General features: G+C 48.3%; 20 protein-coding genes. 11 read left to right on the forward strand and 9 right to left on the reverse strand.

Annotation, left to right across the window (positions count from 1 at the left end; genetic code table 11):
- Positions 1-302 precede the first annotated feature (302 nt).
- From KNP96_RS16090 to KNP96_RS16100, 3 genes are all read right to left on the reverse strand, one after another.
- A complete protein-coding gene (locus KNP96_RS16090) occupies positions 303-587 on the reverse strand; it encodes an MGMT family protein (protein ID WP_214771762.1) in 285 nt (94 codons plus the stop codon).
- Positions 584-1,555, reverse strand: a complete 972-nt coding sequence (locus KNP96_RS16095) for a cation diffusion facilitator family transporter (protein ID WP_214771764.1) — start codon at positions 1,553-1,555, stop codon at positions 584-586. The genes KNP96_RS16090 and KNP96_RS16095 overlap by 4 nt, the downstream gene beginning before the upstream one ends.
- A 115-nt stretch (positions 1,556-1,670) precedes the next feature.
- On the reverse strand, positions 1,671-2,147 hold the full coding sequence (locus KNP96_RS16100; RefSeq protein ID WP_088836736.1) for a pyridoxamine 5'-phosphate oxidase family protein: 477 nt from the start codon (positions 2,145-2,147) through the stop codon (positions 1,671-1,673).
- A 165-nt stretch (positions 2,148-2,312) separates the two neighbouring features.
- Here KNP96_RS16100 and KNP96_RS16105 point away from each other — a divergent pair, with 165 nt between their 5' ends.
- Positions 2,313-3,323, forward strand: a complete 1,011-nt coding sequence (locus tag KNP96_RS16105; protein ID WP_088836737.1) for an LLM class flavin-dependent oxidoreductase — start codon at positions 2,313-2,315, stop codon at positions 3,321-3,323.
- 19 nt (positions 3,324-3,342) lie between these two features.
- Here the strand turns inward: KNP96_RS16105 and KNP96_RS16110 are convergent, their stop codons facing one another.
- Positions 3,343-4,614, reverse strand: coding sequence for an MFS transporter (locus KNP96_RS16110; RefSeq protein ID WP_214771766.1), 1,272 nt, complete (start codon positions 4,612-4,614; stop codon positions 3,343-3,345).
- Positions 4,615-4,735: 121 nt separating this feature from the next.
- On the opposite strand from KNP96_RS16110, the gene KNP96_RS16115 reads away from it, so the two are divergent.
- Positions 4,736-5,923 carry a helix-turn-helix domain-containing protein gene (locus KNP96_RS16115; protein WP_214771768.1) on the forward strand — a complete coding sequence of 396 codons (1,188 nt, stop codon included), beginning with the start codon at positions 4,736-4,738 and terminating at the stop codon, positions 5,921-5,923.
- A gap of 319 nt (positions 5,924-6,242) precedes the next feature.
- On the opposite strand, the gene KNP96_RS16120 is transcribed toward KNP96_RS16115, so the two are convergent.
- Positions 6,243-7,679 carry a C40 family peptidase gene (locus KNP96_RS16120; protein WP_088836741.1) on the reverse strand — a complete coding sequence of 479 codons (1,437 nt, stop codon included), beginning with the start codon at positions 7,677-7,679 and terminating at the stop codon, positions 6,243-6,245.
- Positions 7,680-7,881: 202 nt separating this feature from the next.
- Between KNP96_RS16120 and KNP96_RS16125 the strand changes: the two genes are divergently transcribed.
- Positions 7,882-9,594, forward strand: a complete 1,713-nt coding sequence (locus KNP96_RS16125) for an ABC transporter ATP-binding protein (RefSeq protein WP_214771770.1) — start codon at positions 7,882-7,884, stop codon at positions 9,592-9,594.
- Between the two features lie 152 nt (positions 9,595-9,746).
- The gene (locus KNP96_RS16130; protein ID WP_214771773.1) at positions 9,747-10,607 is read left to right on the forward strand and encodes a DUF4003 family protein; all 861 of its coding nucleotides are present in this window, start codon (positions 9,747-9,749) and stop codon (positions 10,605-10,607) included.
- Positions 10,608-10,645: 38 nt separating this feature from the next.
- Here KNP96_RS16130 and KNP96_RS16135 read toward each other — a convergent pair whose 3' ends face one another.
- A complete protein-coding gene (locus KNP96_RS16135) occupies positions 10,646-11,893 on the reverse strand; it encodes a lysine N(6)-hydroxylase/L-ornithine N(5)-oxygenase family protein (RefSeq protein ID WP_214771775.1) in 1,248 nt (415 codons plus the stop codon).
- 77 nt (positions 11,894-11,970) lie between these two features.
- Positions 11,971-13,101 carry a S1C family serine protease gene (locus tag KNP96_RS16140; protein WP_029333256.1) on the reverse strand — a complete coding sequence of 377 codons (1,131 nt, stop codon included), beginning with the start codon at positions 13,099-13,101 and terminating at the stop codon, positions 11,971-11,973.
- Positions 13,102-13,296: 195 nt separating this feature from the next.
- On the opposite strand from KNP96_RS16140, the gene KNP96_RS16145 reads away from it, so the two are divergent.
- The gene (locus KNP96_RS16145) at positions 13,297-13,653 is read left to right on the forward strand and encodes a DoxX family protein (protein ID WP_088836745.1); all 357 of its coding nucleotides are present in this window, start codon (positions 13,297-13,299) and stop codon (positions 13,651-13,653) included.
- Between the two features lie 43 nt (positions 13,654-13,696).
- On the opposite strand, the gene KNP96_RS16150 is transcribed toward KNP96_RS16145, so the two are convergent.
- Positions 13,697-14,461 (reverse strand): SGNH/GDSL hydrolase family protein, encoded by a 765-nt coding sequence (locus tag KNP96_RS16150; RefSeq protein ID WP_088836746.1) that lies wholly within the window; start codon positions 14,459-14,461, stop codon positions 13,697-13,699.
- A 126-nt stretch (positions 14,462-14,587) separates the two neighbouring features.
- Between KNP96_RS16150 and KNP96_RS16155 the strand changes: the two genes are divergently transcribed.
- The 4 genes from KNP96_RS16155 to hfq all read left to right on the forward strand — a co-directional run bounded on the left by KNP96_RS16155 (position 14,588) and on the right by hfq (position 18,193).
- Positions 14,588-15,508 carry an ABC transporter ATP-binding protein gene (locus tag KNP96_RS16155; protein WP_029333260.1) on the forward strand — a complete coding sequence of 307 codons (921 nt, stop codon included), beginning with the start codon at positions 14,588-14,590 and terminating at the stop codon, positions 15,506-15,508.
- Positions 15,501-16,499: an ABC transporter permease gene (locus KNP96_RS16160; RefSeq protein ID WP_214771778.1), complete on the forward strand. Its 999-nt coding sequence runs from the start codon at positions 15,501-15,503 to the stop codon at positions 16,497-16,499. Before KNP96_RS16155 ends, KNP96_RS16160 begins: the two co-directional genes overlap by 8 nt.
- Positions 16,500-16,968: 469 nt before the next feature.
- Positions 16,969-17,922, forward strand: a complete 954-nt coding sequence (gene miaA, locus KNP96_RS16165) for a tRNA (adenosine(37)-N6)-dimethylallyltransferase MiaA (protein ID WP_214771797.1) — start codon at positions 16,969-16,971, stop codon at positions 17,920-17,922.
- A 22-nt stretch (positions 17,923-17,944) separates the two neighbouring features.
- Positions 17,945-18,193 carry an RNA chaperone Hfq gene (gene hfq, locus KNP96_RS16170; protein ID WP_029333264.1) on the forward strand — a complete coding sequence of 83 codons (249 nt, stop codon included), beginning with the start codon at positions 17,945-17,947 and terminating at the stop codon, positions 18,191-18,193.
- Between the two features lie 138 nt (positions 18,194-18,331).
- Here hfq and KNP96_RS16175 read toward each other — a convergent pair whose 3' ends face one another.
- Complete coding sequence (locus tag KNP96_RS16175; protein WP_214771781.1) at positions 18,332-19,306, reverse strand: tyrosine-type recombinase/integrase; 975 nt, start codon at positions 19,304-19,306, stop codon at positions 18,332-18,334.
- A gap of 134 nt (positions 19,307-19,440) precedes the next feature.
- Here KNP96_RS16175 and hflX point away from each other — a divergent pair, with 134 nt between their 5' ends.
- Both hflX and KNP96_RS16185 read left to right on the forward strand, forming a co-directional pair.
- Positions 19,441-20,682 (forward strand): GTPase HflX, encoded by a 1,242-nt coding sequence (gene hflX, locus KNP96_RS16180; RefSeq protein WP_214771784.1) that lies wholly within the window; start codon positions 19,441-19,443, stop codon positions 20,680-20,682.
- 2 nt (positions 20,683-20,684) lie between these two features.
- Positions 20,685-21,962, forward strand: coding sequence for a methionine gamma-lyase family protein (locus KNP96_RS16185; protein ID WP_214771787.1), 1,278 nt, complete (start codon positions 20,685-20,687; stop codon positions 21,960-21,962).
- Positions 21,963-22,074: the final 112 nt, after the last annotated feature.

Raw genomic sequence — 22,074 nt, forward strand, 5'->3', positions numbered from 1 at the left:
TAAACGGCTTAAGTCCGCTGGAATTCAGGGCTCAAGCCGTTTAAAAAATTTATATTATTTGACCTGTCTACTTGACGGGGAGCAGTTCAGACAGCGCAAGGACCTTGCACTTTTTCCCGTAGGAGTCAACGAAACGTGACGCTTTTTAGCGGGATCGTGAGAATGCAGACAGTGTAGCGCGCGTTCCGTCTTGAATCGTTTTAAACTTCATAAGTGTAACTTCAGACTGAAACCACTTCCGCTTAGTCAGGGAAGTGGTTCTTTTTTTGAAAGTGAGTAAATATCCGTCCTCTACAATCAGCTTACATTTGATAATCCGACAGCACGAGCTTGCCGTCCGATTGAAAGACGATTCCTTCCGCTTCGAGGGCCAATTGCTGTTCAATCCCTTGCGAAATTTCACCTTTGGCGTTGACGACGCGATGCCATGGTAAACGTTCCGCCTGACTCATACTATGCAGAATCCGGACGACTTGGCGAGCGGCCCGTGGGTTTCCAGCGAGGCGGGCGATTTGACCGTATGTTGCGACACGTCCTGCAGGAATCGCACGGATGATCGTCACGACGTCCTGCGTGAAGGGGGTCATCGTTCTTCGTTTGTCGAGACGATGTATTGCTGGACTTGATCGTCCTCATCGAAGCCGATCGTGACGTCGGTGATGTCTTGTTGGATCCGGAGTTGCAGTTCGAGTCGGTCTTTAATATCGTCCGCTTGCGCTACGGTCATCGCCGGATCGATTTCAATCTCGACTTCGACGTGGAAGTGGTCACCTTCTTTGATGACTTCAAGTTTACTGATATCACGGACGTCCGGATTTTGCATGATTAAACCACCGAGCCGTGCCGCCATCGTTTCATCGGCTTCACCGAGCGCTCCGGCAGCGTTTTGCAAGAAAACGTTACCGACGACATAAAACATCATCAGACCGATGAGGACAGAGGCGATGCCTTCCGCTTGATGATAAGGCGTCACATGTGAAATGACGACAGCGATCATCGCAACGATGCCACCAGCCGTCGCGACTAAATCTTCTAAGAAGACGAGTCGTGTCGCAGGCTTCGCTTGTTTTAATGAACGGAAACTTTCGAGAATCAGACGTGGTCCTTTTGCTGTCAGTTTGGCATCGTGGGCAATTTCTTTCATCGCCTTAAAGAAGACAGCACTTTCAAGGACGACACCGGCAAATAAGACAGATAGGGTGATCCAGAATCCCGTTGACTCCGTTGGGTCGATAATATGTCCAATCCCTTCATGAATCGTTTCGTAAGCCATGATGCCGACGAATAAAATTGCGCCGAGCAGAACGAGGTTGACGAGTCGACCAAAGCCATTCGGAAAGCGTTTTGTCGGTGCTTTTTTACTGAGCGCTGAACCGATGAAGACAAAGAACTGGTTCGCGGCGTCGCCAAGTGAGTGCATCATTTCGGCGAACATCGCAACGTTTCCGGTTAAGGTGTAGGCAATGGTCTTGATGATGGCAATGATGGAGTTGACGATTCCGGCTGTTAATGCCGAACGATTTCCTCGTCGTAATAACGTAATGAATTCTCCCATGAGTGTGCTCCTTTTGTTAACAAACTATAGTAATAGTAGTAGTCTACACTAAATCGATAGGAGAGACTAGAAAAAAACCGCTCCGCACAAGGCGGAACGGCTGGATATCAAGCTATTACGTCAAATCAACGGTTTTGTTGATTTCGTTCGAGTCGTCATTTCCTGTGACTTTCTTGAGGACTTGTTTGACAGACTTAGTCGTGTTTCCCGTTTCCCAGTACTCGGCAGCTTCCGTATCAATCTTGATTAAGACGACTTTCGGATCTTCGTAGCTTGTCCCGAGATACGCTTCGTAACGGGGGCTCCATAGTTCTTTTTTGCGGGCGACATCTTCGACGATTTCTGCTTTCCCGCGAATCGAGACGTATGATTTGTCGACATAGGCGACGTTGACGCTCGGATTTTTTAAGATTTCATTGTATTTCCCGGTTTCTTTAGAAGTGAGGAACCAGAGATCGCCATCGAACTCGATATCCTGTGTTTGCATCGGACGCGAGACAAGACCTTCATCTGACACTGTCGTCAGCATCGCCGTTTCGATTTTATCGACTAATTTTTTGACCGTTTCGACTGCTTCTTGATTCGTTGACATGTACAACACCCCATCTGTTCATTTTTTTTGCTCACTTTAAGAATGTTCCCTGAATTTAAAATTGAAAACGTCATCAATGAATCAAGAAGCAGTTTTATTGCATTCCGTCGTTTCCGAGGCGTACAGTCTAAGTATGAATTTCACTTCAAAGGAGCGTTTTACACGATGAAATTAAGTATATTGGATCAATCTCCTGTCTCAAAAGGGCAAACCCCATCCGAAGCATTACAAGAAACAGTCGATCTTGCGAAAACAGCAGATGAACTTGGCTACACACGCCTGTGGGTTTCGGAACACCACTTCGCGAAGACACTGGCCGGGTCGAGTCCGGAAGTCTTGATTGCCTACATGGCAGCGGTGACGAAACAAATCCGTCTTGGTTCAGGCGGCGTCATGTTACCTCATTATAGTCCTTACAAAGTTGCGGAAAACTTCCGTGTCCTCGAAGGGCTTGCACCGAACCGGATTGACCTTGGGCTTGGCCGGGCACCGGGCGGCATGCCGCTAGCGACACGTGCCTTACAAGAAGGTTCGTCGCCACGCTTCGGCGGCGCGGACTATGGCGCACAGCTTGACGATCTCGTTGATTACCTAAAAGACGGCGCACCGGCCGATCACCGTTTCGCAGGACTCGTCGCAACACCGGAAGTCGACACGACACCGGAAGCGTGGTTGCTCGGATCAAGTGGCGGTAGTGCGTTAAATGCAGCACAACGCGGATTCGGTTTTGCATTCGCCCACTTCATCAACGGACAGGGCGGACAAGACGTGATGGATTATTACCGTCATAACTTCATGGCGACATCATTCAACGCGACACCGCAGACACTCGTCTCGATTTTTGTGACGTGTGCCGAAACGACGGAAGAAGCAGAACGGTTGGCATCCAGTCTTGATCTGTCATTGCTCTTACTCGAAAAAGGGGTTTCATCAACAGGCACACCGACACCGGAAGAAGCAGCGGCATACCAGTATTCGTTCCAGGATCAATTCCGGATTGCCGAAAACCGGAAACGGATGATCGTCGGAAATCCGGAAGACGTCGCCCGTCAATTGCAAGACCTCGCCGATTCATATGGAACGGACGAAGTCATGATTGCTTCGATGATTGCCGATAAAGAAGCGAAACAACAATCACTCCGTCTCATTATGGACGCGGTCAAAGCAACGGTTTAAATCAATCCGGACGTTCATCTCAGCTTGCTGAGGTGGACGTTTTTTCAGTTTCGGGAATCTGATCTTTTGCAAGACGTTCTGCCCGGACGTCATGCCGTAAGTGGAAAAATCCGATTCCGACCGTCACGAGTAAGCCGGATGAACTGATTGCGAGGATCAGATTGAGCGAGACGTAATCACTTAACAGGCCGAATAACAGCATCCCGATTGGTGTAATGCCCATTGCGAGTGATTCGAGGACACCGATGACACGCCCTAAGTAAGCCGGATCGGTTTGCCGTTGGACGAGCAGTTGAATCGGAATGTTTGACCGGAGAATAATGAACCCTACCGTGAAGGAGAAGATGAGAAAATAAGCAAATGTCCAGTTCGGCGGAACGATACCGAGTAACGGTAATAAAGGGGAAAGGAATAGAAACCCGACCAAAGCAACCGACTGGAACAACGTCATCAATGGACGCTTAATCGTAAAGCGGGGGAGCGCAAGCAACAGCGAACTAAGCAAAAGACCCACACCTAAAGCGGCTTCAATCGTTCCGAACTGAAATGATGTAACGTTGAGACGATCGAGCAAAATGATGGGATAGATGACTTCTAAGGCGATGAAAAAGAAATTCAACACAAGTGCCATCAAGATGAGTGTCGTCAGGACCCGTTGTTTGAATAAATAACGGTAGCCGGATTGAAAGTCTGCCCACATCGAAGGCGGGCTTTCTTCATGAACAGCGGGGATGACGCGGAACGTCAGGCGCATGTTCCACAGCGCAGCGAGAGAAAACAAGCTGAGCGGTAAGAGGGTGAAAAGGTGGATTGGTGCAAAGGCTAACAGGAAACCGGCCAGCATCGGAGCAACGATCGACGAAAGGGAACTGATACTTGAAATCAGGGAATTACCACGCTGTAATTCCGTATCGTCAAGCAAGCGGGGCAGGGAACTCATCAAGGTAACGGAGAGGAATGTCGAAAGAGCCGTTAAAAGGGCACTGACGATCATGTAATGAATCGTATGGACCGGGAAAAAGGTAGCGAAACCTGCAAATATGGCGAGTATGACGGCACTCGTCGCCTCGGTCGTGACGATGATTTTTTTTCGGTTCCAGCGGTCGGACAGCACTCCGGCAATGGGCGACAACAGAATCCGTGGCAGTGTCCCGGCGAGTAAGACGAGCGCGAATTGCAGCCCGGATGACGTTTCCCGTAATACGGTCAAACCCGCGACGAACGTAAAGAGACTCGCTGCGAACAACGAACAAAACTTACCGAACAGGAGCCGTTGTAAATTTTTCGACATCATGATTCCTCCTTTTTGTTCAATTAAATTGAACTTTCCTTTATACTAGAGGAACAGGAGATATTTGTAAATATAAAAGTTAAATTTAATTTAACTTAATCAGTAGAATGAGGTGCCGGCCATGCTTGGACAACGAATTAAAAGTTTACGGAAAGCGAAAAAAATGACGCAGTCGGATGTCGCAGACGGCATCATGACGAAATCGATGCTCAGTATGATTGAGAACGATAAGGCGACGCCGTCCTTACCGGCGTTACAAGCAATTGCGCGTCGTCTGCATGTCTCGATCGATGAGTTGTTGATTGATCCCCGGGCGATCGAAATGAAGCAGCTGATTGAAAAAATCAATGCACGAACAAACGACTATTATGCGGAAGAACAGATCGCCGACATGCTTGCACCCTATTTAGAACCGGCGATTGATTCTTACTGGCAAGGTCGAATCTATGAGATGCATGGAAACGCATTACGTTTTTCGAACACGGAACAGGGCTTACATTATTTCGATTTAGCGGAGGAAATTTACAAGCGGCTTGAATTACGGGATGAACAGATGAATGTACAAATCTCGAAAGTCTATTTCTTATTTTTCCTGCGCCGTTATGAAGAGGCGTACCGAAAGGTGGATGCGATGATGATTCATCAGGACGTCCCACTTGCACATGAAACGTTTCTTGACTACCAAATGTTACAGGCTCTCCGCGTCAGTGTGAACGAAGACGACTGGAGCCAGTCGATTGACTTTTTACGGGAAGGCATCCGTTATATGCGGGAAAAAGGCGTCTACAGTGACGTCAGTAACTATCACCGGTTGCTGGCGTTATTCTTAAGTCTAGACGGAGACTTTGAGGCAGCCGACCACGAACTGGAATTACTGGAACATTTCTTTTTGTTCACGGAAGCAACAGCATTCGAGCGGATTCTTGTCGAGTTGACGAAAGGGTCGATTGCGGTCCACCGAGAGGATTATGAAGGCGTCCGGTATGCGCGGGAACGACTTGTTGAAGTCAATATTGAAGCGTGCATTCATTACATCGGATACTTCGAAGTCAATCTGTGTTTGTGGAAGGACTCAAAAGAGACACTCCCGTTTGACCTCCAGAGCGGTGTCGCTAACATTTGGCGCGGTGCACATTTATGGCAAGTTGGCGGTGAATACGATCACGCGATGATGCTATATGCACTCGCATTAGCGATGCGCGCCGGGGTAGGGGTGGACCGTCGGGCAGAAGTGGAAGAAATGACGAAACAACTGTCACCGGGACGATTCAAACAAGAAATCGAGCAAATCTTAGCGGAATTATCGTAAAAAACAGGGCTGATGCAAAAGTCGCTCCAGACGATTTTTGAGTCCGCGCTTTCCATGGGCGGAAGACCCGGCAGGAAGCGAGGATTGCGCTCCTTTTTCCCATAGGAGTCGAGGATGAACACTCGGCACATCTAAGATGCCTATCGAAAAGAAAAAAAGGAGGCGCTTGCTTCACGCGACGCCTGCAGAAAAAAACGCAAAACTTACGCTGTCAGAGACAAAGAGACCCGACCTCCTGTCCACTAAGGGCAGGAAATCGGATCTTATGTCTCGACTGAAAAAAGGGGGAAAGTGCACTTTTTTAGTCAATCCTGTTGCATCAGAGGGCTTTAAAGCCCAGTAATTTTTGAGTCCAGTACTTTTCTGACAGGCGACTGATGCCGAGTGACGGTGTATTGGCATGGATGAATTGGTCATTGTTCAACATGATTCCGATGTGGGTCGGACCTGCGGCATACGTATTCTCGAAGAAGATGATATCTCCCCGGACCGGCTGACGTAATTTCGACAGCTTCTGACCGAGGTACAGGTCGTTGTTCCAGTAGCCATTGACGTTCGTCCGCCCGACTTTGTAACCGGCCGTATTCAACGTGTAGTTGATAAAACCCGAGCAATCGAATCCGCCGTTGATCGGGCTACTCGACCCCCAGACGTACGGTGTCCCGAGATACTGTTGACCGATTGAAATCGCCCGTTCCATGACACCGGAAGCAGGGACAGTCGAGACAGGAGGCGGTGTTACGGGCGGAGTCGTCGCAACAGTCCCGGTCGTAATGTAGCTTTTCGCGACATAATAGTAACCTGTCCCGATTTTGATTTGGTACCATCCGGCAGCGGAACCCGTCGTTTCACCCATCACCTGAACGCTCGAACCGTGGGCAACTTGGGTGAAGACTTGTGAGGAGGTTGTTGGTGCCGTCCGGACATTCAAACCTGACGGCGCATTGACGGTATACGTTTTGGCTTGGTCGACCGGATTGATCGAGACGCCATTCGTTGCAGGCGGTGTTTCTTTTGCTGATGCAGCAACATAACTCGCGGCGACGTAGAGGACTTTTCCGTCGAGCTTAATTTGATACCAGGCGTCAATCGTACCCGTGACCGTCAAGAGCGTTTTATTCGGAATCGTTTTGTAGATTTGTGCCGACGCCGATGCTGCTAAGCGGGCATTCAGTCCGCCACTTGCGTTGACTGTATATTGTTTGGTCGTATCGACGGCTTTAACGGCTGTTGCGACAGGTGTCGTCACTGGTGGTTTCGATGTCGTTTTGACGGTTGATTTTTTCGCAGTGATGAGACTGGCATGGACGTATGCCGTCTTTTTCTTGTAGACGATTTGGTACCAAGAACCGGTTTTCTTTTTGACGGACACGGCTGCATTTTTAGTAAGTTGTCCGACTTTTTTGGAAGCCGTACTCGCTTTCTCACGAACATTGACACCAGCTGTATTCGTTATGTAAGTCGTTGTTGTCGTCGTTTTAGCTGTCGTCGTTTTTGCAGCAGTAGCTGCTTTCACATAACTCGAAGTGATGAATGCTTTTTTCGATTGATAACGAATTTCGTACCAAGAACCTGACTTCTTAACAGCGGTTACCGTTGTACCTTTTTTTAAGGTCGTAATGATGGGTGCGGAAGTAGTGGCAGCAGTTCGGATGTTGACATTTTCGGTTAACGTTAACTTTGTGGAGGCGGCTTCGACCGCGGTCGCTGAACTGACCAACGCGAGCGTCGTCAAAGCGAGAAGTGTCTTTTTCAAGTTGCGTAACTCCCTTCCAAAATGGTTCGAATAGAATCGTTGTTACCATTTTGTCATATGAGATGTTAATTCCCCTGTTTTTAAAATATATTTTTTATGAAAAAACTTACTTTGATTTTCAAAAATAAAGATCTGTGTTTTGAGGCGCGATTAATCTAGAGTCTTCTTGTACACTAGTATTAGCTAGGAGGGGAGTTTACAAATGTTAAAACGATTTTATCAATACTACATACCGCATAAACGCTTGTTTTGGCTCGATTTTTCGTCAGCCTTATTCGTCGGTATACTCGAGCTCGCGTTTCCGCTTGCCGTCCAGTGGTTCATCGATTCTTTGTTGCCAGAAGGCGAGCTGAACTGGATCATCTTAGTCAGTGTCGGTCTACTGTTGCTTTATGTCATCAGTACGATGATGCAGTTCGTCGTCAATTACTTCGGACATAAGCTCGGTATCAACATCGAGACCGACATGCGGCGCCAATTATTCGGACACGTTCAAAAACAGTCGTTCCGCTTTTTTGATAACACGAAAACAGGGCACATCATGAGCCGGATCACAAATGACTTGTTCGATATCGGGGAACTGGCTCACCACGGACCGGAAGATGCCTTCATTGCCGTGATGACGTTACTCGGTGCCTTCTCAATCATGCTGACGATTAATGCGCCGCTTGCACTCGTTACCGTCATTGCTGTTCCGTTCCTGATTTGGTTGATTAGTTTCGCCAACGTCCGGATGAATCGTTCGTGGGACAAGATGTACGGAAATATCGCCGAAGTCAACTCCCGTGTCGAAGATAGCGTCTCAGGCATTCGTGTCGTCCAGTCGTTTACGAACGAAGCCCATGAAGTTGCACGGTTCGAGCAAGACAATGCAACGTTCCGTCAATCGAAGATCAATGCCTATAAAGTTATGAGTACAAGTCTGTCCGGTATTTACTTGACGACGCGGCTGATGACGCTCGCCGTTCTTGTGTACGGTGCCTATTTAAGTTACAACGGCCGCCTTAGTTACGGCGAACTTGTCGGGTTCATTCTCTACATGAATATTTTGCTGAAACCGATTGACAAAATCACGGCACTTCTCGAACTTTATCCGAAAGGGATGGCAGGTTTTAAGCGATTCGCTGAAATGATTGATCAGGATGATGAGCTGAAGGATGCGCCAGACGCAATCACGGTCGATCGTCTGCATGGTGCAATCGAGTTCGATGATGTTAGTTTCGGCTACGAAGCCGATCGATTGATTTTAAAAAATATCAACCTGTCCGTTGAACCCGGTCAGACAATTGCCTTCGTCGGAACGTCGGGTGCCGGGAAAACGACGATTTGTTCCTTAATCCCTCGCTTTTACGATGTTTTAGAAGGAGCGATTACGATTGACGGCATCGATGTAAGGCAGATGACAAAAGCTTCGCTCCGCCAACAAATCGGTATCGTTCAACAAGACGTCTTTCTCTTTTCAGGGACGATCGCTGAGAACATTGCTTACGGAGATTTAACGGCGAATCGGGCAGACATCATCGCAGCTGCCGAGCGCGCCCATCTCGGACAGATGATCGCTGATTTACCGGAAGGGTATGATACACAGATTGGGGAGCGGGGCTTGAAATTATCCGGGGGACAAAAGCAACGGCTGGCGATTGCCCGGATGTTCTTGAAGAATCCGCCGCTATTGATTCTAGATGAAGCGACATCTGCTCTTGATACGGAGACGGAAGCGATCATTCAAGAATCGCTCGCGGAACTCTCGAAAAACCGGACGACTTTAATAATTGCCCATCGTCTCGGGACGATTCGAAATGCGGACCGGATTCTCGTCGTCACGAAAGAGGGCATCATTGAAGACGGTACACATGACGAATTGATTAAAAATGGTGGTTATTTCTCCCGGTTACTTGAAAAACAACGGGTCTGACATGCCTTTAAAAACCGGGTACCGGCTGTCTTTTCATTTGAAAGACGAGGTGAACCCGGTTTTTTCTTTTGAGGAACTTCGACGCGCATAGTCAGATTCGGGAATGATTTGTCAGGAAAAGGGGAAAACAGAACCGAAGGGAGGGCGCTTTGATGTACGGATTATTTTGTGAAAACTACAATAAGACCTATGCCATTCTCCGCGAGGAAACGTCCCACGACTTCCGCCGTTTTTTTGCCTTATCGTATACGATTCAAGACGTCGTGTTCGACCGGGCGGCCTACGATCGCTTAGCGCATGCCATTAAACGGAAGACAACACGCTTTTCAGCACTTCAAAGTCGTTATACGCCACTGCTGATTTCGCAACTTCAACTTTATAGCGACCGACCGGAACAGTTAGTCGAGCAAGTGATTGAAGCTGAAAAGCATATTAAACGGCGCTTCATTAAAGACAAAGCCGTCCGCCCGTTTTTTGCCCTTGGAGAGCTCTTGAATCGACAGCGCGGTACGGACGCTTTGCCGGTCGTCGAACACTTTCGAGCAGAACGCCCGGGGTTGAATGTGACGAAACAATACGTCGTCACGGCAGCATTGATGGACCAAAAACAATTGTTCGCATCCTTCGTCGAGGATGTCAAGACGAGTGAAGAATGGCTCAGTAAATGGATGGGACCGTCAAGCGAACGATTGATTGCCGCTCAAATCCTTGCTGCGTCAAACAATCAAGCAGAACAAAAACAACGGATTGAAAATTGGGTGGACATGCTTGAAAAACGGGAAGTTCGCATGTTTGAACGCCTATTCCCGCTACTCGCCCTGTTACGTTCGACTGATCGTGTCGACTTGATATACGTGACACGGGTCGTCGACCGGGAACGGTCGCGGAATCGGTTTTCCGAAGAAGTCAACTGGTTGCTTGCGTTTCATCTATTACTCGCTAAAGCGGGGCATAGCCGGTTGCAGTCAACCTTACTTGTACTCGAAACGCTTGAATTGACGAAAAAACGCTAAAAAGTAGCTCGCCATATATTTGGCGAGCTACTTTTTTGTTAGTCGAACGTCGTAAACGTTGCATGCTGTTCGACAGGATACAACTCTTTCCCGGCGACATCATTTAAAATCAATTGATTTCGCGAGACCGACATACCTAGATTGTCGGCGGCAGGACCGTGCGAAAGCTCTAAGTTCGTCGTCGCGTACAACTGATGATTTGTTGCGATGGAACGAACAATCCGGTAATTCGCATCGACTTTCCAAGCCTGTTCACCTTCGAACTCGATGTTCAATCGGTCAATGAAGCGCGGTAATGCCGGGACGAAACCGGTTGCTGCGACAACGGCATCCGTGTTCGATGTCCGGACTTGGTTGAGTTCTGTATGACGCATTTTGATTGCAAATGACGTATCGTGCGTAATTTGTTCGACCTCAAGATTTGCGCGAATCTGGACGCGGTCTTTTTGATCCGTCGTCAAATCATAGAGGTGTTCGTAAATGGCCTGTAAGGTTTCCGGACTGATCCCGTTTTGCGACCGCGTGAATTTCGAAACGGCCTCTTGCCGTGTTTCAAGTGGTAATTGATTAAAATACGTGACATAACTCGGTGAAAAGATTTCTTCGCCGAGTTTTCCGGTCTCAAGTGTTTCAAAAATCGTCGAACGTGAAATCCACTCGAGTTCGAGATCCGGCGAGCGGTCGCTCGTCAATAGATCAAGGAAAATTTCTGCTGCACTTTGACCCGATCCGACGATGGAAATTTTATTTTTCGACAGGAGCTGTTCTTTTTCCATGACATATTGCGTGTTGTGAATGACGTTTGAATCAAACGTATCGGGAATTGAAGGTTTAGACCCTGTTCCGATGACGACGTTACGTGTTTCATATGTCTTCCGTTCACCCGTCTTGACGTCTTCGACAAGCACCTCATAGCTATCACCCGTGTCCTGAACATCGATGACGCGGGTCGAAAAACATAAGTCATCGAGTTGGGTCGCGACCCATTTCAAATACGAGTTGTATTCTTGGCGCGAAATCAATAATTTTTCATAAAAATAAAACGTATGCAAACGATTGATGGAACGCAAATAGTTTAAATAAGTAAAAGAAGACGTCGGATCAGCAAGTGTGACTAAGTCAGAGATGAAACTCGTTTGCATCATCGAGTCTTTAATCATCATCCCGGGATGCCATGAAAATTGTTCGCTTTCATCAAAAAAAAGTGTCCGTAATGGTGTCGGATGAGCGAGTGCGCTCAACCCTAAATTCATCGGTCCAATCCCGATGCCGATCAAATCATACATAAAGAGAGCCCCCCAAAGATATTGTTCTAAAACAATACCCGATATGGGAGGCAATTGAAACGTCTTGATGTGGAAGATTATAACTGATCGGTTGTCGTCGTCGTTGTTTTAACAGTTGATGTTTTACCATCGCGGATGATCGTCAACGTGATGTCACCGTCCGATTTAATCAGTGCCGTTTTGATGTCGACAAAACTCTCAATCGCCGATCCGTTAATTTTCGTGATGACGTCACCTGTTTTCAGCTTCGCGGAGGCAGCCGGACTGTTCGGTTCAACTGACATGATGACGACACCGGTTTTTTGGGATTCAGGCAACTTGACTTGATCAAGCAAATAACCGGCCGGGAAGGCGGAAACGTCCTGCAAGGCGACACCAAGCGTCGGATGTTTGACTTCACCGGTCGTTTCAAGCTGTTTTAGGATGGGCAGCGCATCGTCGATCGGAATGCTGAAACCAACGCCTTCGACGCCCGTTTCAGCAATCTTCATCGAGTTGATTCCGACGAGCTGACCTTGTTCGTTGATTAAGGCACCACCAGAGTTACCGGGGTTGATGGCTGCATCGGTCTGAATGACGGTCGTATTGAAGTCATCTTGCCCATCGCTGTTCGTGTCGACAGGGACCGTCCGGTCATTTGAACTGACGATTCCACGTGTGACGGAGTTTTGGAATTCACCGAGCGGGTTTCCGATGGCGAGCACGGTTTGACCGGCTTTTAAGTCAGCCGATTTTCCGACCGTGATGACAGCGGGAACGTCTTTTGCGTCGACCTCGAGGACGGCAAGATCGTATGTTGCGTCGCTACCGAGTAACTTTGCACTCAAAGTGTTACCGTCGTTTAATGTCACTTCGAGTTTCGAGGCACCGTCGACGACGTGGTGGTTCGTAATGATGTAGGCCTTTCCGTCTGCTTTTTTATAGATGACACCGGAACCAGAGCCGCTCGCCGCTTCTTCTTGCGTCATGCTGTTACCGGTTTGGTAGTTCGTGACGGTCACGACCGATTTTTGGGCGGATGCGACGGCGTTCGTCACAGGGTCATTTGATGTCGTTGAAACTTGTTTCGGCATCCCGTTTGAAAGAGGTGTATCGGCAACTTGTTGTTCTTGATCCATCAAAAGTGGAAAGGCGATCGTTGCCGTCAAAACGGCACCGATGATGCCTCCTGTCAGTCCGGGTAAAAGTTGTTTTGTTTTTCCTGCCATATCGACCATTCCTTCCGTATCAATTTCTATTTTTACTGTATCAGATATCCAAACTGAAAATGAAATTGCGGACGTTTTTCCAAAATGACTCATCATTCCCCACAATTGATCGACAGTTTCTTATAGTTGAGCGAAAAGGGTTCGTCCGTTACACTGAGTTTGGTTCTTACTTATATCAACGGGGAGATGGAAGTCATGAAGTATGTTTTACGTTTGTTGTACGGTGGAGGATTATTATTTGCTGGGGTCGGTCATTTTCGAAACGAAAGAGGATTTGTCAGCATCATGCCGTCCTTTATTCCGTTTAAGCGGTTTTTCGTTCAAGTGACGGGTATCATCGAAGTTTTGTACGGCTTCATGTTGTTGACAGGTAAAGGTGTCGATATCGTTCGCAAGACACTACCTGGCTTTTTATATGCCGTCTTACCGGCGAACGTCAACATGGCCGTCAATCCACAACCCATCAACGGTAAAAAATTGCCGGCCTGGGCGTTATGGACACGGTTGCCGCTGCAATGGGTCTTAATCGCCTTAGCCAAACGTCTGAAATGAAATGAAGCCGCCGAGTCGATGTGATTCGGCGGCTTTCTTTGGATTAAAAACGTTTATTTACAGCGAGCAGGGAAGCTTTCGCAATTTGTTCGTACGTTGAATCATTCGGGTGGAACTGATCACTTGAGAGATCGCGTTTGACGTCACGGACTAGGTTGAAAGTATCGATGACTTCAATATCATATTCGAGTCCGAGTTGACGCGACTCGGCATTCCAATTTTGGACGATTGCGTCAAATGCCTCCCCATTTTCACTGGCACGGAAAGGATTATACAGTCCGACGTAGAAGATGACGGCATCGGGATTTTCATCTCGGAGGATTTTAAAGGTCTTCTCCAAGTTGGTTTGAGCTGATTTAATCGTATCAGCAGTCTTTTTTGCATCAAAGTTTGCGACACCTTCACCACGGTTGAACAAATCATTCCCGCCAATCGTCACCGAAATGACTTTTGCCTGGCTAAGGGAGCGAAGGACTTCTTTTTGTTCAAGTTGCTTCAGTAGATCTTCCGTCCGGGCTCCGCTGACGGCGAGATTTTGGAAACGTTCGACGGTGTTGTCTTTTGTAAGTTCTTGACCGACGATTGCTGCATAACTGTTTCCGTTCGAAGCACCGACGCCGCGTGTCAACGAGTCACCTAAAGCGACGTAAGTCCCGCCTTTTGCAACGGGTTCTTCTTTCGTTGGTGTCAAGACCGCCCGTTTTGGTGGATTAACGACGTCGTTATAGGCGCTTGCAAATCCGTACCCGAAAAGTGCGGTCAAGATGAGCGAAACGCTTAAAAATAAAGGCCAAGCATATCGTTTCATGAATCGTTCCTCCTTTTACTGTTACGATGATTGTAGCAAAACTTTAGAAAATGTGCGGTTTTGAAGTGCTTAGACGAGTCAAATCATTCATTATTCCGCTAGAATAGACCATAAGAGGTGAGAAACGTGAATCCAACTGTAAAATTAGAATCGGTCACGAAGGTGATTGGAAAGAAAACGATTATCGATAACATTTCGTTCGAAATCTTCCCAGGTGAAGTCTTTGGATTTCTCGGTCCGAACGGGGCAGGGAAAACAACGACGATCCGGATGCTCGTCGGATTGATTAAACCGACGTCGGGTAAAATCACGGTCTGTGATTTTGACGTCCGCAAACAATTTGTTCAAGCGATGGAGCGGATCGGCTCGATCGTCGAAAACCCAGAGCTTTACAAATATTTGAGTGGGCGCGAAAACTTGCGTGTCTTCGCCCGGATGTTACCGAATGTCGATGAAGCTCGGATTCAAGAAGTGATTGACTTGGTCGACTTGACGGCGCGGGTCGACGATCAAGTCCGGACGTATTCCCTCGGGATGCGTCAACGCCTTGGAATCGCCCAAGCTTTGCTCGGTCGTCCAAGTGTTTTGATACTCGATGAACCAACAAACGGACTCGATCCGATGGGGATTCGTGATTTACGGCAATTCATTCGGAAGCTCGTTGATGAGACAGGATTATCAGTTTTAGTCTCGAGCCACATCCTGGCTGAGATTGAGATGCTCGCTGACCGGGTCGCCATCATGAGTTACGGCAAAATCGTTCAAGTCGGGACGGTCAAGGAGCTCGTCGAGTCGCTTGCTCCAGGTGTCGACTGGCGGGTCGATGATGCCTTCAAAGCAAATGAAATTTTATCCGCGTCTGAAGACGTCCAGGTCTCTGAAGTCGTTGACGCGAATACCGTCCATACATTGATGGATTCAAGTAAGACACCGGCACTCAACAAACAGCTGTTTGAAGCCGGCGTCGAAGTCTGGACGATTGAACGAAAAGTCCAGACGCTCGAAGATCTCTTCATCACATTGACGGGGGGAGATCATATTGCGTAATCCGAACATGCTTGGTCTCGTCCGCAACGAAGTGACGAAAATTGCTTCGAAAAAGCGCTTCGCCGTCGTCGCAATCATTTTAATCGTTCTTGTGTCGATGTTTACGTATGCACAGTATCGTGACATCCAAGAACAAATTAAGAAACAAGGTACGCTCGATTGGCGTGTCGAACTGCAACAAGACATCGTCGATACACAGAATCGACTGGCCTCGAGCAGTATTCAAGACGAGTTCCGCCAGTTTTTAGAATTTGATTTAAAACAGAATCAATACTACCTCGATAATGATATCAATCCGAACTATCCGGGTGCGCCGACGTTCATCCGCATTTTCTTCTCGCAAGGATTAACGTTAATCTTACCGCTCTTCATCATCGTCATTATGGCGGACATCGTCAGCGGGGAGCAAAACGACGGAACGATCAAGACGCTTCTGTCGCGACCGGTCCGGCGCTGGAAAATTTTGATGGCGAAATGGATCACGGTTTTACTCTATACTTCGATGCTGATGGCATTGACCGCGTTCGTCTGTTACGCGATTTCCGGCATCGTCCTCGGGTATGATGGCTGGACCGCCCCGATTTTGACCGGGTTCCAAGCATCGCCGAGCGGGACGTTTTCGACCGAATTCGTGCATACGATTCCGATGTGGGAATACCTCCTGATGGCAATCGGTCTCGCCTGGATCGTCACAGCCGTCGTCGGAACGATTGCGTTGATGGTCTCTGTCCTCGTCAAGAATACGGCGACCGGGATTGGCATCATGATGGCAGTCTTGATTTCCGGAACATTGTTGACGACACTCGGTTCGAGCTGGACAAGTTCGAAATACCTCGTTAACGTCAACTTTGGACTAATCAATTATCTGGATGGTCAAGCACCACCGATTGAAGGCATGACGTTGCCATTCTCGCTTGCCGTCCTTGGCTGTTGGACAATCGCGACACTTGGAATCGCCTTCTGGAACTTTACGCAAAAAGATATGTATTAATAAAAAACCCCCTGTCCCGAATTCGGAACAGGGGGTTTTCGCAACGGGCAAGCCCGTCACTTGGAATCGAGAGGCAGAGCCTCTAATGGAAAGCCGATGCAGGTCAACTTCCGCGCTACGTACCAATCGTATCTTAATCATAGCGATTCCATTAATTGGTGTCAAACATGCTCGAATGGGTTTACAGTTGTCGCAAATTGTAAAAAGGTAGATAACAGATAAAAGAGGAGGGGCTATGATGGCAGATTGGGGTATTATGTTGACAGGGTTAGTGATTTGCGGATGGTGTGTATTCAGCGCAATTTATGACGACTTCATTCGTCGTGTCTAATATTTTTTTCGTAACAAGTAGAGTACATGTCCTTTTTCTTCAGGATAGGTGCTCTTTTTTTGTCTTAAAACGGCTACGGCAGAATTGTGAATTATGGTACACTGACATCAAAAATGATCAGTGTAGGAATGGTGATGCATAGTGAAACAACCAGTCATCGTCATCGTCGGTCCGACTGCGGTCGGAAAAACGAAGACAGGTATAGAATTAGCGAAGCGCTTGAATGGTGAAATCATCTCCGGTGACTCCGTTCAGGTCTATCAAGGAATGGACATCGGTTCAGCGAAAGTGACAGAAGAAGAAATGGACGGTGTAGCGCATCATATGCTCGACCTTGTCAATCCGGATGATGAGATGAGTGTTGCTCGTTTCCAGACGCTGGCACGCCAGGCGATTGCGGACATTGCAGGTCGAGAGAAATTACCAATCATCGTCGGCGGGACCGGCTTATACATCCGGGCGATTTTGTATGACTATCAATTTACAGCACAAGCGGAAAATAAAGAATTGCGGCAGGAGCTGGAACAATTTGCAGCGGAGCAAGGCGCAGTCGCACTCCATGAACGCTTGCGTCAACTCGATCCGAATCGGGCAGAGGAAATTCATCCGAACAATGTGCAACGGGTCGTCCGGGCGATTGAAGTCGCCGAGAGTGGACAGACACAAACGTCCGGTAGTGAACCGAGCTTATATGAGAGCTTGCTGTTCGTCTTACATATGGACGACCGGGATCGCTTATATGACCGAATCAATGAGCGGGTCGATTTGATGGTGGGGCAGGGACTCGTCGAGGAAGTCCGGCAGCTTGTTGACGCCGGCTTCGCCGATACGAAAGCGATGCAAGCAATCGGCTACAAGGAAATCGTCCCTGTTTTGAGTGGCGCACCACTCGAACCGGCGGTCGAACAGTTGAAACGTAACACGCGACGCTTCGCAAAACGGCAGTTAACCTGGTTCCGTCATCAATTTAATGGCGTTTGGGTAGAAATGGGAACGATTTCATTTGAACAAAACTTCAAAATTATCTATGATAGAACAGTAGGGTTTCTGAAAGCGGTTAACTCGGACTGGCCTGAAGACAGAAACAGATAAAATAGAGGGGGCACGGGGTCTTATGAAAGCGACATACAACATTCAAGACTATTTTTTAAATCAATTACGAAAAGATGCGGTTCCAACAACCGTCTTCTTAATCAGTGGGTATCAATTACGGGGATTAATCAAATCATTCGATAACTTCACGGTCATTTTAGAATCAGAAGGAAAACAACAACTGATTTATAAGCATGCCATCTCGACGTTCGCGCCGGCACGTAACGTGACGTTGTACGAACAAGAGGAAACGGAAGAAGTATCGCGTTAAACAAGACGACCGCGGGGGCCGTCTTGCAAGAAATGCAATCCATTTAGATGAAAGGTCACTGCGAAGTGACGTTTCATCTTTTTTTATGGAGAATGACGAATGGTAGATGAAAAGAGGCTGGCTTTTTGTCGCGACGCGTCATAATAACGTCTTTAACTCGTCAAATGCTTCCGCGTATCGTCTTAACGAGACGTCTTTATAGAGACAGGTCTTCGTTAGGCGGTCTTCTGTCGTCATCTCGTCGACATACGTTTTCAAGATGAAGCTGTTGCGGAGCATCGACGGGGTGATCAATCGTTTGTTATCCGACCGTTCATTGAGTTGCCGCATCATTTTCGTGATCATGACGATCGAGAGCTGCTTCGGCGCATTTTTACTATAGAGCCAGCGGAACGTCATCCGGGCGAAGTCGAAGGCGACGAAAAACGGGTCCGTTGTATGATAACGTGGACGGACGGGTTCCGGAACGGTCTTCAAGTAACGGAGCATGACGTCCTGATCCTCACGCTCGATATGCAATTTGTACGTGTTCCCGAGCCGGTCGTGGACGAGCATCTCTTGCTGGGCAAAATTGAGGTCTTGCATCTTCAGCCCGATGATGTGGTGAACGCGTAGTCCGTACCGGTAGAACAACCGTAAAATCAATTCATTGCGGTCGATCAAGTACGGGCGGGCGACGAGCTGATGATCGGTCAAACCGCGGTCGGACTGATTCGTCCGGATCAACTGGTCATATTCTTTCTGCGACGCGACATGGTGTGGACCGAGCTCATGGGTCGGCTGGGCATACTCAATTAGTTTTGCTTTTGATTGTCGGATTTGATAGTTCAATTGATTGATGACGGTGACGATCCGGGCGACCGTCGCTTGTTTATAGAGTTTTTCTTCGATCAAGTATTCGTTGATGAATGTCTTCCAGGCATCGAGCGAAATTGCTTTGAAATCATCAATCGTCTCGAGCGGTTGGTCGACTTCCGTCATGTACCGGTGAACCTCGATTAAATCATAACGGTAGCGTCGGACGGTCGAGTCCTGTCGACCGCTGACCGTTAAATAGAGGAGATACCGTTCGATGAACTCGGGCAACGTATAATCCAGTCGTTCGCGTGCCATGTTCCGCCTCCTTCAACCTTGTTATTCTTATCATAAACCGAACGAATGTTTCCTGTCCAAAAAAGTTCAGACGGATAGCGGCGTGTGGTATGATTAGGGACGCAGAATGTCTTTATCTTGAAAGGAATGATTTTATGTCAGAACGCGTTATTGTCGTCGGTTGTCAGCTCCCCGATGTGGCAGACCATATTTATGCAGAATCGGTCGCGGAGCTTGAAGCACTCGTCACGACTGCGCACGGGGTCGTCGTTGGACGACTCGATCAAAAACGGCAGGCAGTCGATCGGCGTACATTTATCGGAAAAGGGAAGGTCGAGGAACTGGTCGCGCTAGCGGAAGAACTCGAACCGGATTTAATTATTTTTAATGCAGAAGTCACACCCGGTCAGATGAAGAACATCCGGATTGCACTTGAAGACCCGGAATCGATCAAATTGATTGACCGGACCCAATTGATTCTCGATATCTTCGCCGGGCGTGCTCAGTCACGGGAAGGGAAACTTCAAGTCGAGCTCGCGCAAATGAGTTATTTGTTACCGCGTCTCAGTGGACAAGGAACGCAACTGTCACGTCTTGGTGGCGGAATCGGGACACGTGGTCCGGGTGAATCGAAACTTGAGACGGACCGTCGACACATCCGTCGCCGTGTCGATGAAATCAAGAAACAGCTCGAAACATCGGTCGCACACCGAGCACGTTACCGGGAACGCCGTAAAGAAAATCAGACGTTCCAAATCGCGCTCGTCGGGTATACGAATGCCGGGAAGTCGACGATTTTCAATCGCTTGACGCATGCTGACACGTATGAAAAAAATGAATTGTTCGCGACGCTTGATCCATTGACACGTCAGTTCGATTTACCGGAAGGCGGACAAATCCTGTTAACGGATACGGTTGGTTTCATCCAGGACCTTCCGACGAAACTGATTGCTGCCTTCCGTTCGACGCTGGAAGAAGTGCTTGAAGCCGATTTGATCCTCCATGTCATTGATGCTTCGAGTGAACATTATCTCAATCAGATGCAGACGACGAACGATGTCCTCGATGAGCTCGGAGCGGGTGATATTCCGCAACTCGAAGTCTTCAATAAAAAAGACCAGTTGACAGACTTGTTCACCGGCGGAAAATTACTGATTTCAGCACTCGATCCGACTGATATCGAACGGTTAACGCTCGAAATCGAAAAGTCGATCAGTGAGATTTTGGAATATCTCGAAATCCGGATTCCGGTCGAGGCGTTTGCCCACTACAACCCGGCAAAAGAAGTCATGATGAATTTACAAGAACAATATGAAGAGGATGGATCGGTCACGCTCAAAGGGTACTTGCGTAAAGACACGCGTCTCTACTCGACATTGAAACAATACGAGGTGTAAGCATGTTTACAGAATTAACGCACTATGAAACGATTCGTCCCTTCATCGAGACGGCGGAGACGCGAATCGCTCCCAGGATTAAACGGACGCAAGAAATCGCGGAATACAATCAGTTTCGCGTCTTGAACGCGTTCCGGAAACACAAAGTCAGCGATTTTCACTTCATGCCGTCGACAGGTTACGGCTATAACGATGAAGGGCGCGATACGCTCGAACGGATTTATGCCGACGTCTTCGGTGCAGAAGCCGGACTTTGCCGCGCGCAAATTATCAGTGGGACCCATGCGATCGGGATTGCGTTGTTCGGGTTACTCTTGCCGGGCGACGAATTACTGTATATCACAGGCAAACCGTACGACACGCTCGAAGAAATCGTCGGCATCCGGGGTGACGGGCGGGGCTCGCTAAAAGAACTCGGTGTCACCTATGATGTCGTCGAGATGAAACAGGCGGAGACGATTGATATCGATGCCGTTCTCGCCCGGATCACAAGCAAGACGAAAGTCGTCGGGATTCAACGGTCGAAAGGTTATGCGACACGGCGCAGCTTACCGGTCGAAGAAATCGGTCACGCGATTGCGACGATTAAAGCCGCCCATCCGGACGTCATTGTCTTTGTTGACAACTGTTACGGCGAGTTCGTCGAGACGATGGAACCGACCCACGTCGGAGCCGACCTGATGGCAGGCTCACTGATTAAAAATCCGGGTGGTGGTCTCGCGAAAACAGGCGGCTACCTCGTCGGACGGACGGACTTGATCGAACGGGCATCGTTCCGAATGACGACTCCGGGCATCGGCGCGGAAGCGGGCCCGTCGCTCTACTCGCTCCAAGACATGTATCAAGGGTTCTACATGGCGCCGCACACGGTCAGCCAGGCATTGATGGGGGCGATGTTCACATCGAGCATGATGGAGCAGTTCGGTTTCGATACGGCACCGCATTACGCAGCAGAGCGGACGGATTTGATTCAATCGGTCTCGTTTCATGCTCCGGAACCGATGATTGCCTTTTGTCAGGCGATTCAAGCGGCGTCGCCGGTCAATGCTCATGCCTTACCGATTCCGGACTATATGCCGGGATATGCGGATGATGTCATCATGGCAGCAGGGACGTTCATCCAAGGGTCGTCAATCGAATTGTCGGCAGACGGACCGATTCGTGCGCCCTATACGGCTTACGTCCAAGGCGGCTTGACATTTAGTCACGTCAAAATCGCCATCATTTCTGCCGTCGACCATTTGATGGAAAAACAATTGCTTCCGCAAACGCGGGTTTAAAATAATTACAAACTGTGAAAAGACCTTTGATGACAGGTTGTCTGACTTGTAAGAAAGTTGTGTTAACTTTCCTGACATAGCTTGACAACTTGCCTCACAGAGGTTTATTCTC

The sequence above is a fragment of the Exiguobacterium sp. s133 genome (genome assembly GCF_018618595.1).
Lineage (GTDB): Bacteria > Bacillota > Bacilli > Exiguobacteriales > Exiguobacteriaceae > Exiguobacterium_A > Exiguobacterium_A oxidotolerans.

What these genes read in the sequence shown, in the direction of transcription:
- KNP96_RS16090 (WP_214771762.1), bottom strand. Translation starts at nt 587, where the DNA reads ATGACCCCCTTCACGCAGGACGTCGTGACGATCATCCGTGCGATTCCT.
- KNP96_RS16095 (WP_214771764.1), bottom strand. Translation starts at nt 1,555, where the DNA reads ATGGGAGAATTCATTACGTTATTACGACGAGGAAATCGTTCGGCATTA.
- KNP96_RS16100 (WP_088836736.1), bottom strand. Translation starts at nt 2,147, where the DNA reads ATGTCAACGAATCAAGAAGCAGTCGAAACGGTCAAAAAATTAGTCGAT.
- KNP96_RS16105 (WP_088836737.1), top strand. Translation starts at nt 2,313, where the DNA reads ATGAAATTAAGTATATTGGATCAATCTCCTGTCTCAAAAGGGCAAACC.
- KNP96_RS16110 (WP_214771766.1), bottom strand. Translation starts at nt 4,614, where the DNA reads ATGTCGAAAAATTTACAACGGCTCCTGTTCGGTAAGTTTTGTTCGTTG.
- KNP96_RS16115 (WP_214771768.1), top strand. Translation starts at nt 4,736, where the DNA reads ATGCTTGGACAACGAATTAAAAGTTTACGGAAAGCGAAAAAAATGACG.
- KNP96_RS16125 (WP_214771770.1), top strand. Translation starts at nt 7,882, where the DNA reads ATGTTAAAACGATTTTATCAATACTACATACCGCATAAACGCTTGTTT.
- KNP96_RS16130 (WP_214771773.1), top strand. Translation starts at nt 9,747, where the DNA reads ATGTACGGATTATTTTGTGAAAACTACAATAAGACCTATGCCATTCTC.
- KNP96_RS16135 (WP_214771775.1), bottom strand. Translation starts at nt 11,893, where the DNA reads ATGTATGATTTGATCGGCATCGGGATTGGACCGATGAATTTAGGGTTG.
- KNP96_RS16140 (WP_029333256.1), bottom strand. Translation starts at nt 13,101, where the DNA reads ATGGCAGGAAAAACAAAACAACTTTTACCCGGACTGACAGGAGGCATC.
- KNP96_RS16145 (WP_088836745.1), top strand. Translation starts at nt 13,297, where the DNA reads ATGAAGTATGTTTTACGTTTGTTGTACGGTGGAGGATTATTATTTGCT.
- KNP96_RS16150 (WP_088836746.1), bottom strand. Translation starts at nt 14,461, where the DNA reads ATGAAACGATATGCTTGGCCTTTATTTTTAAGCGTTTCGCTCATCTTG.
- hfq (WP_029333264.1), top strand. Translation starts at nt 17,945, where the DNA reads ATGAAAGCGACATACAACATTCAAGACTATTTTTTAAATCAATTACGA.
- KNP96_RS16175 (WP_214771781.1), bottom strand. Translation starts at nt 19,306, where the DNA reads ATGGCACGCGAACGACTGGATTATACGTTGCCCGAGTTCATCGAACGG.
- hflX (WP_214771784.1), top strand. Translation starts at nt 19,441, where the DNA reads ATGTCAGAACGCGTTATTGTCGTCGGTTGTCAGCTCCCCGATGTGGCA.
- KNP96_RS16185 (WP_214771787.1), top strand. Translation starts at nt 20,685, where the DNA reads ATGTTTACAGAATTAACGCACTATGAAACGATTCGTCCCTTCATCGAG.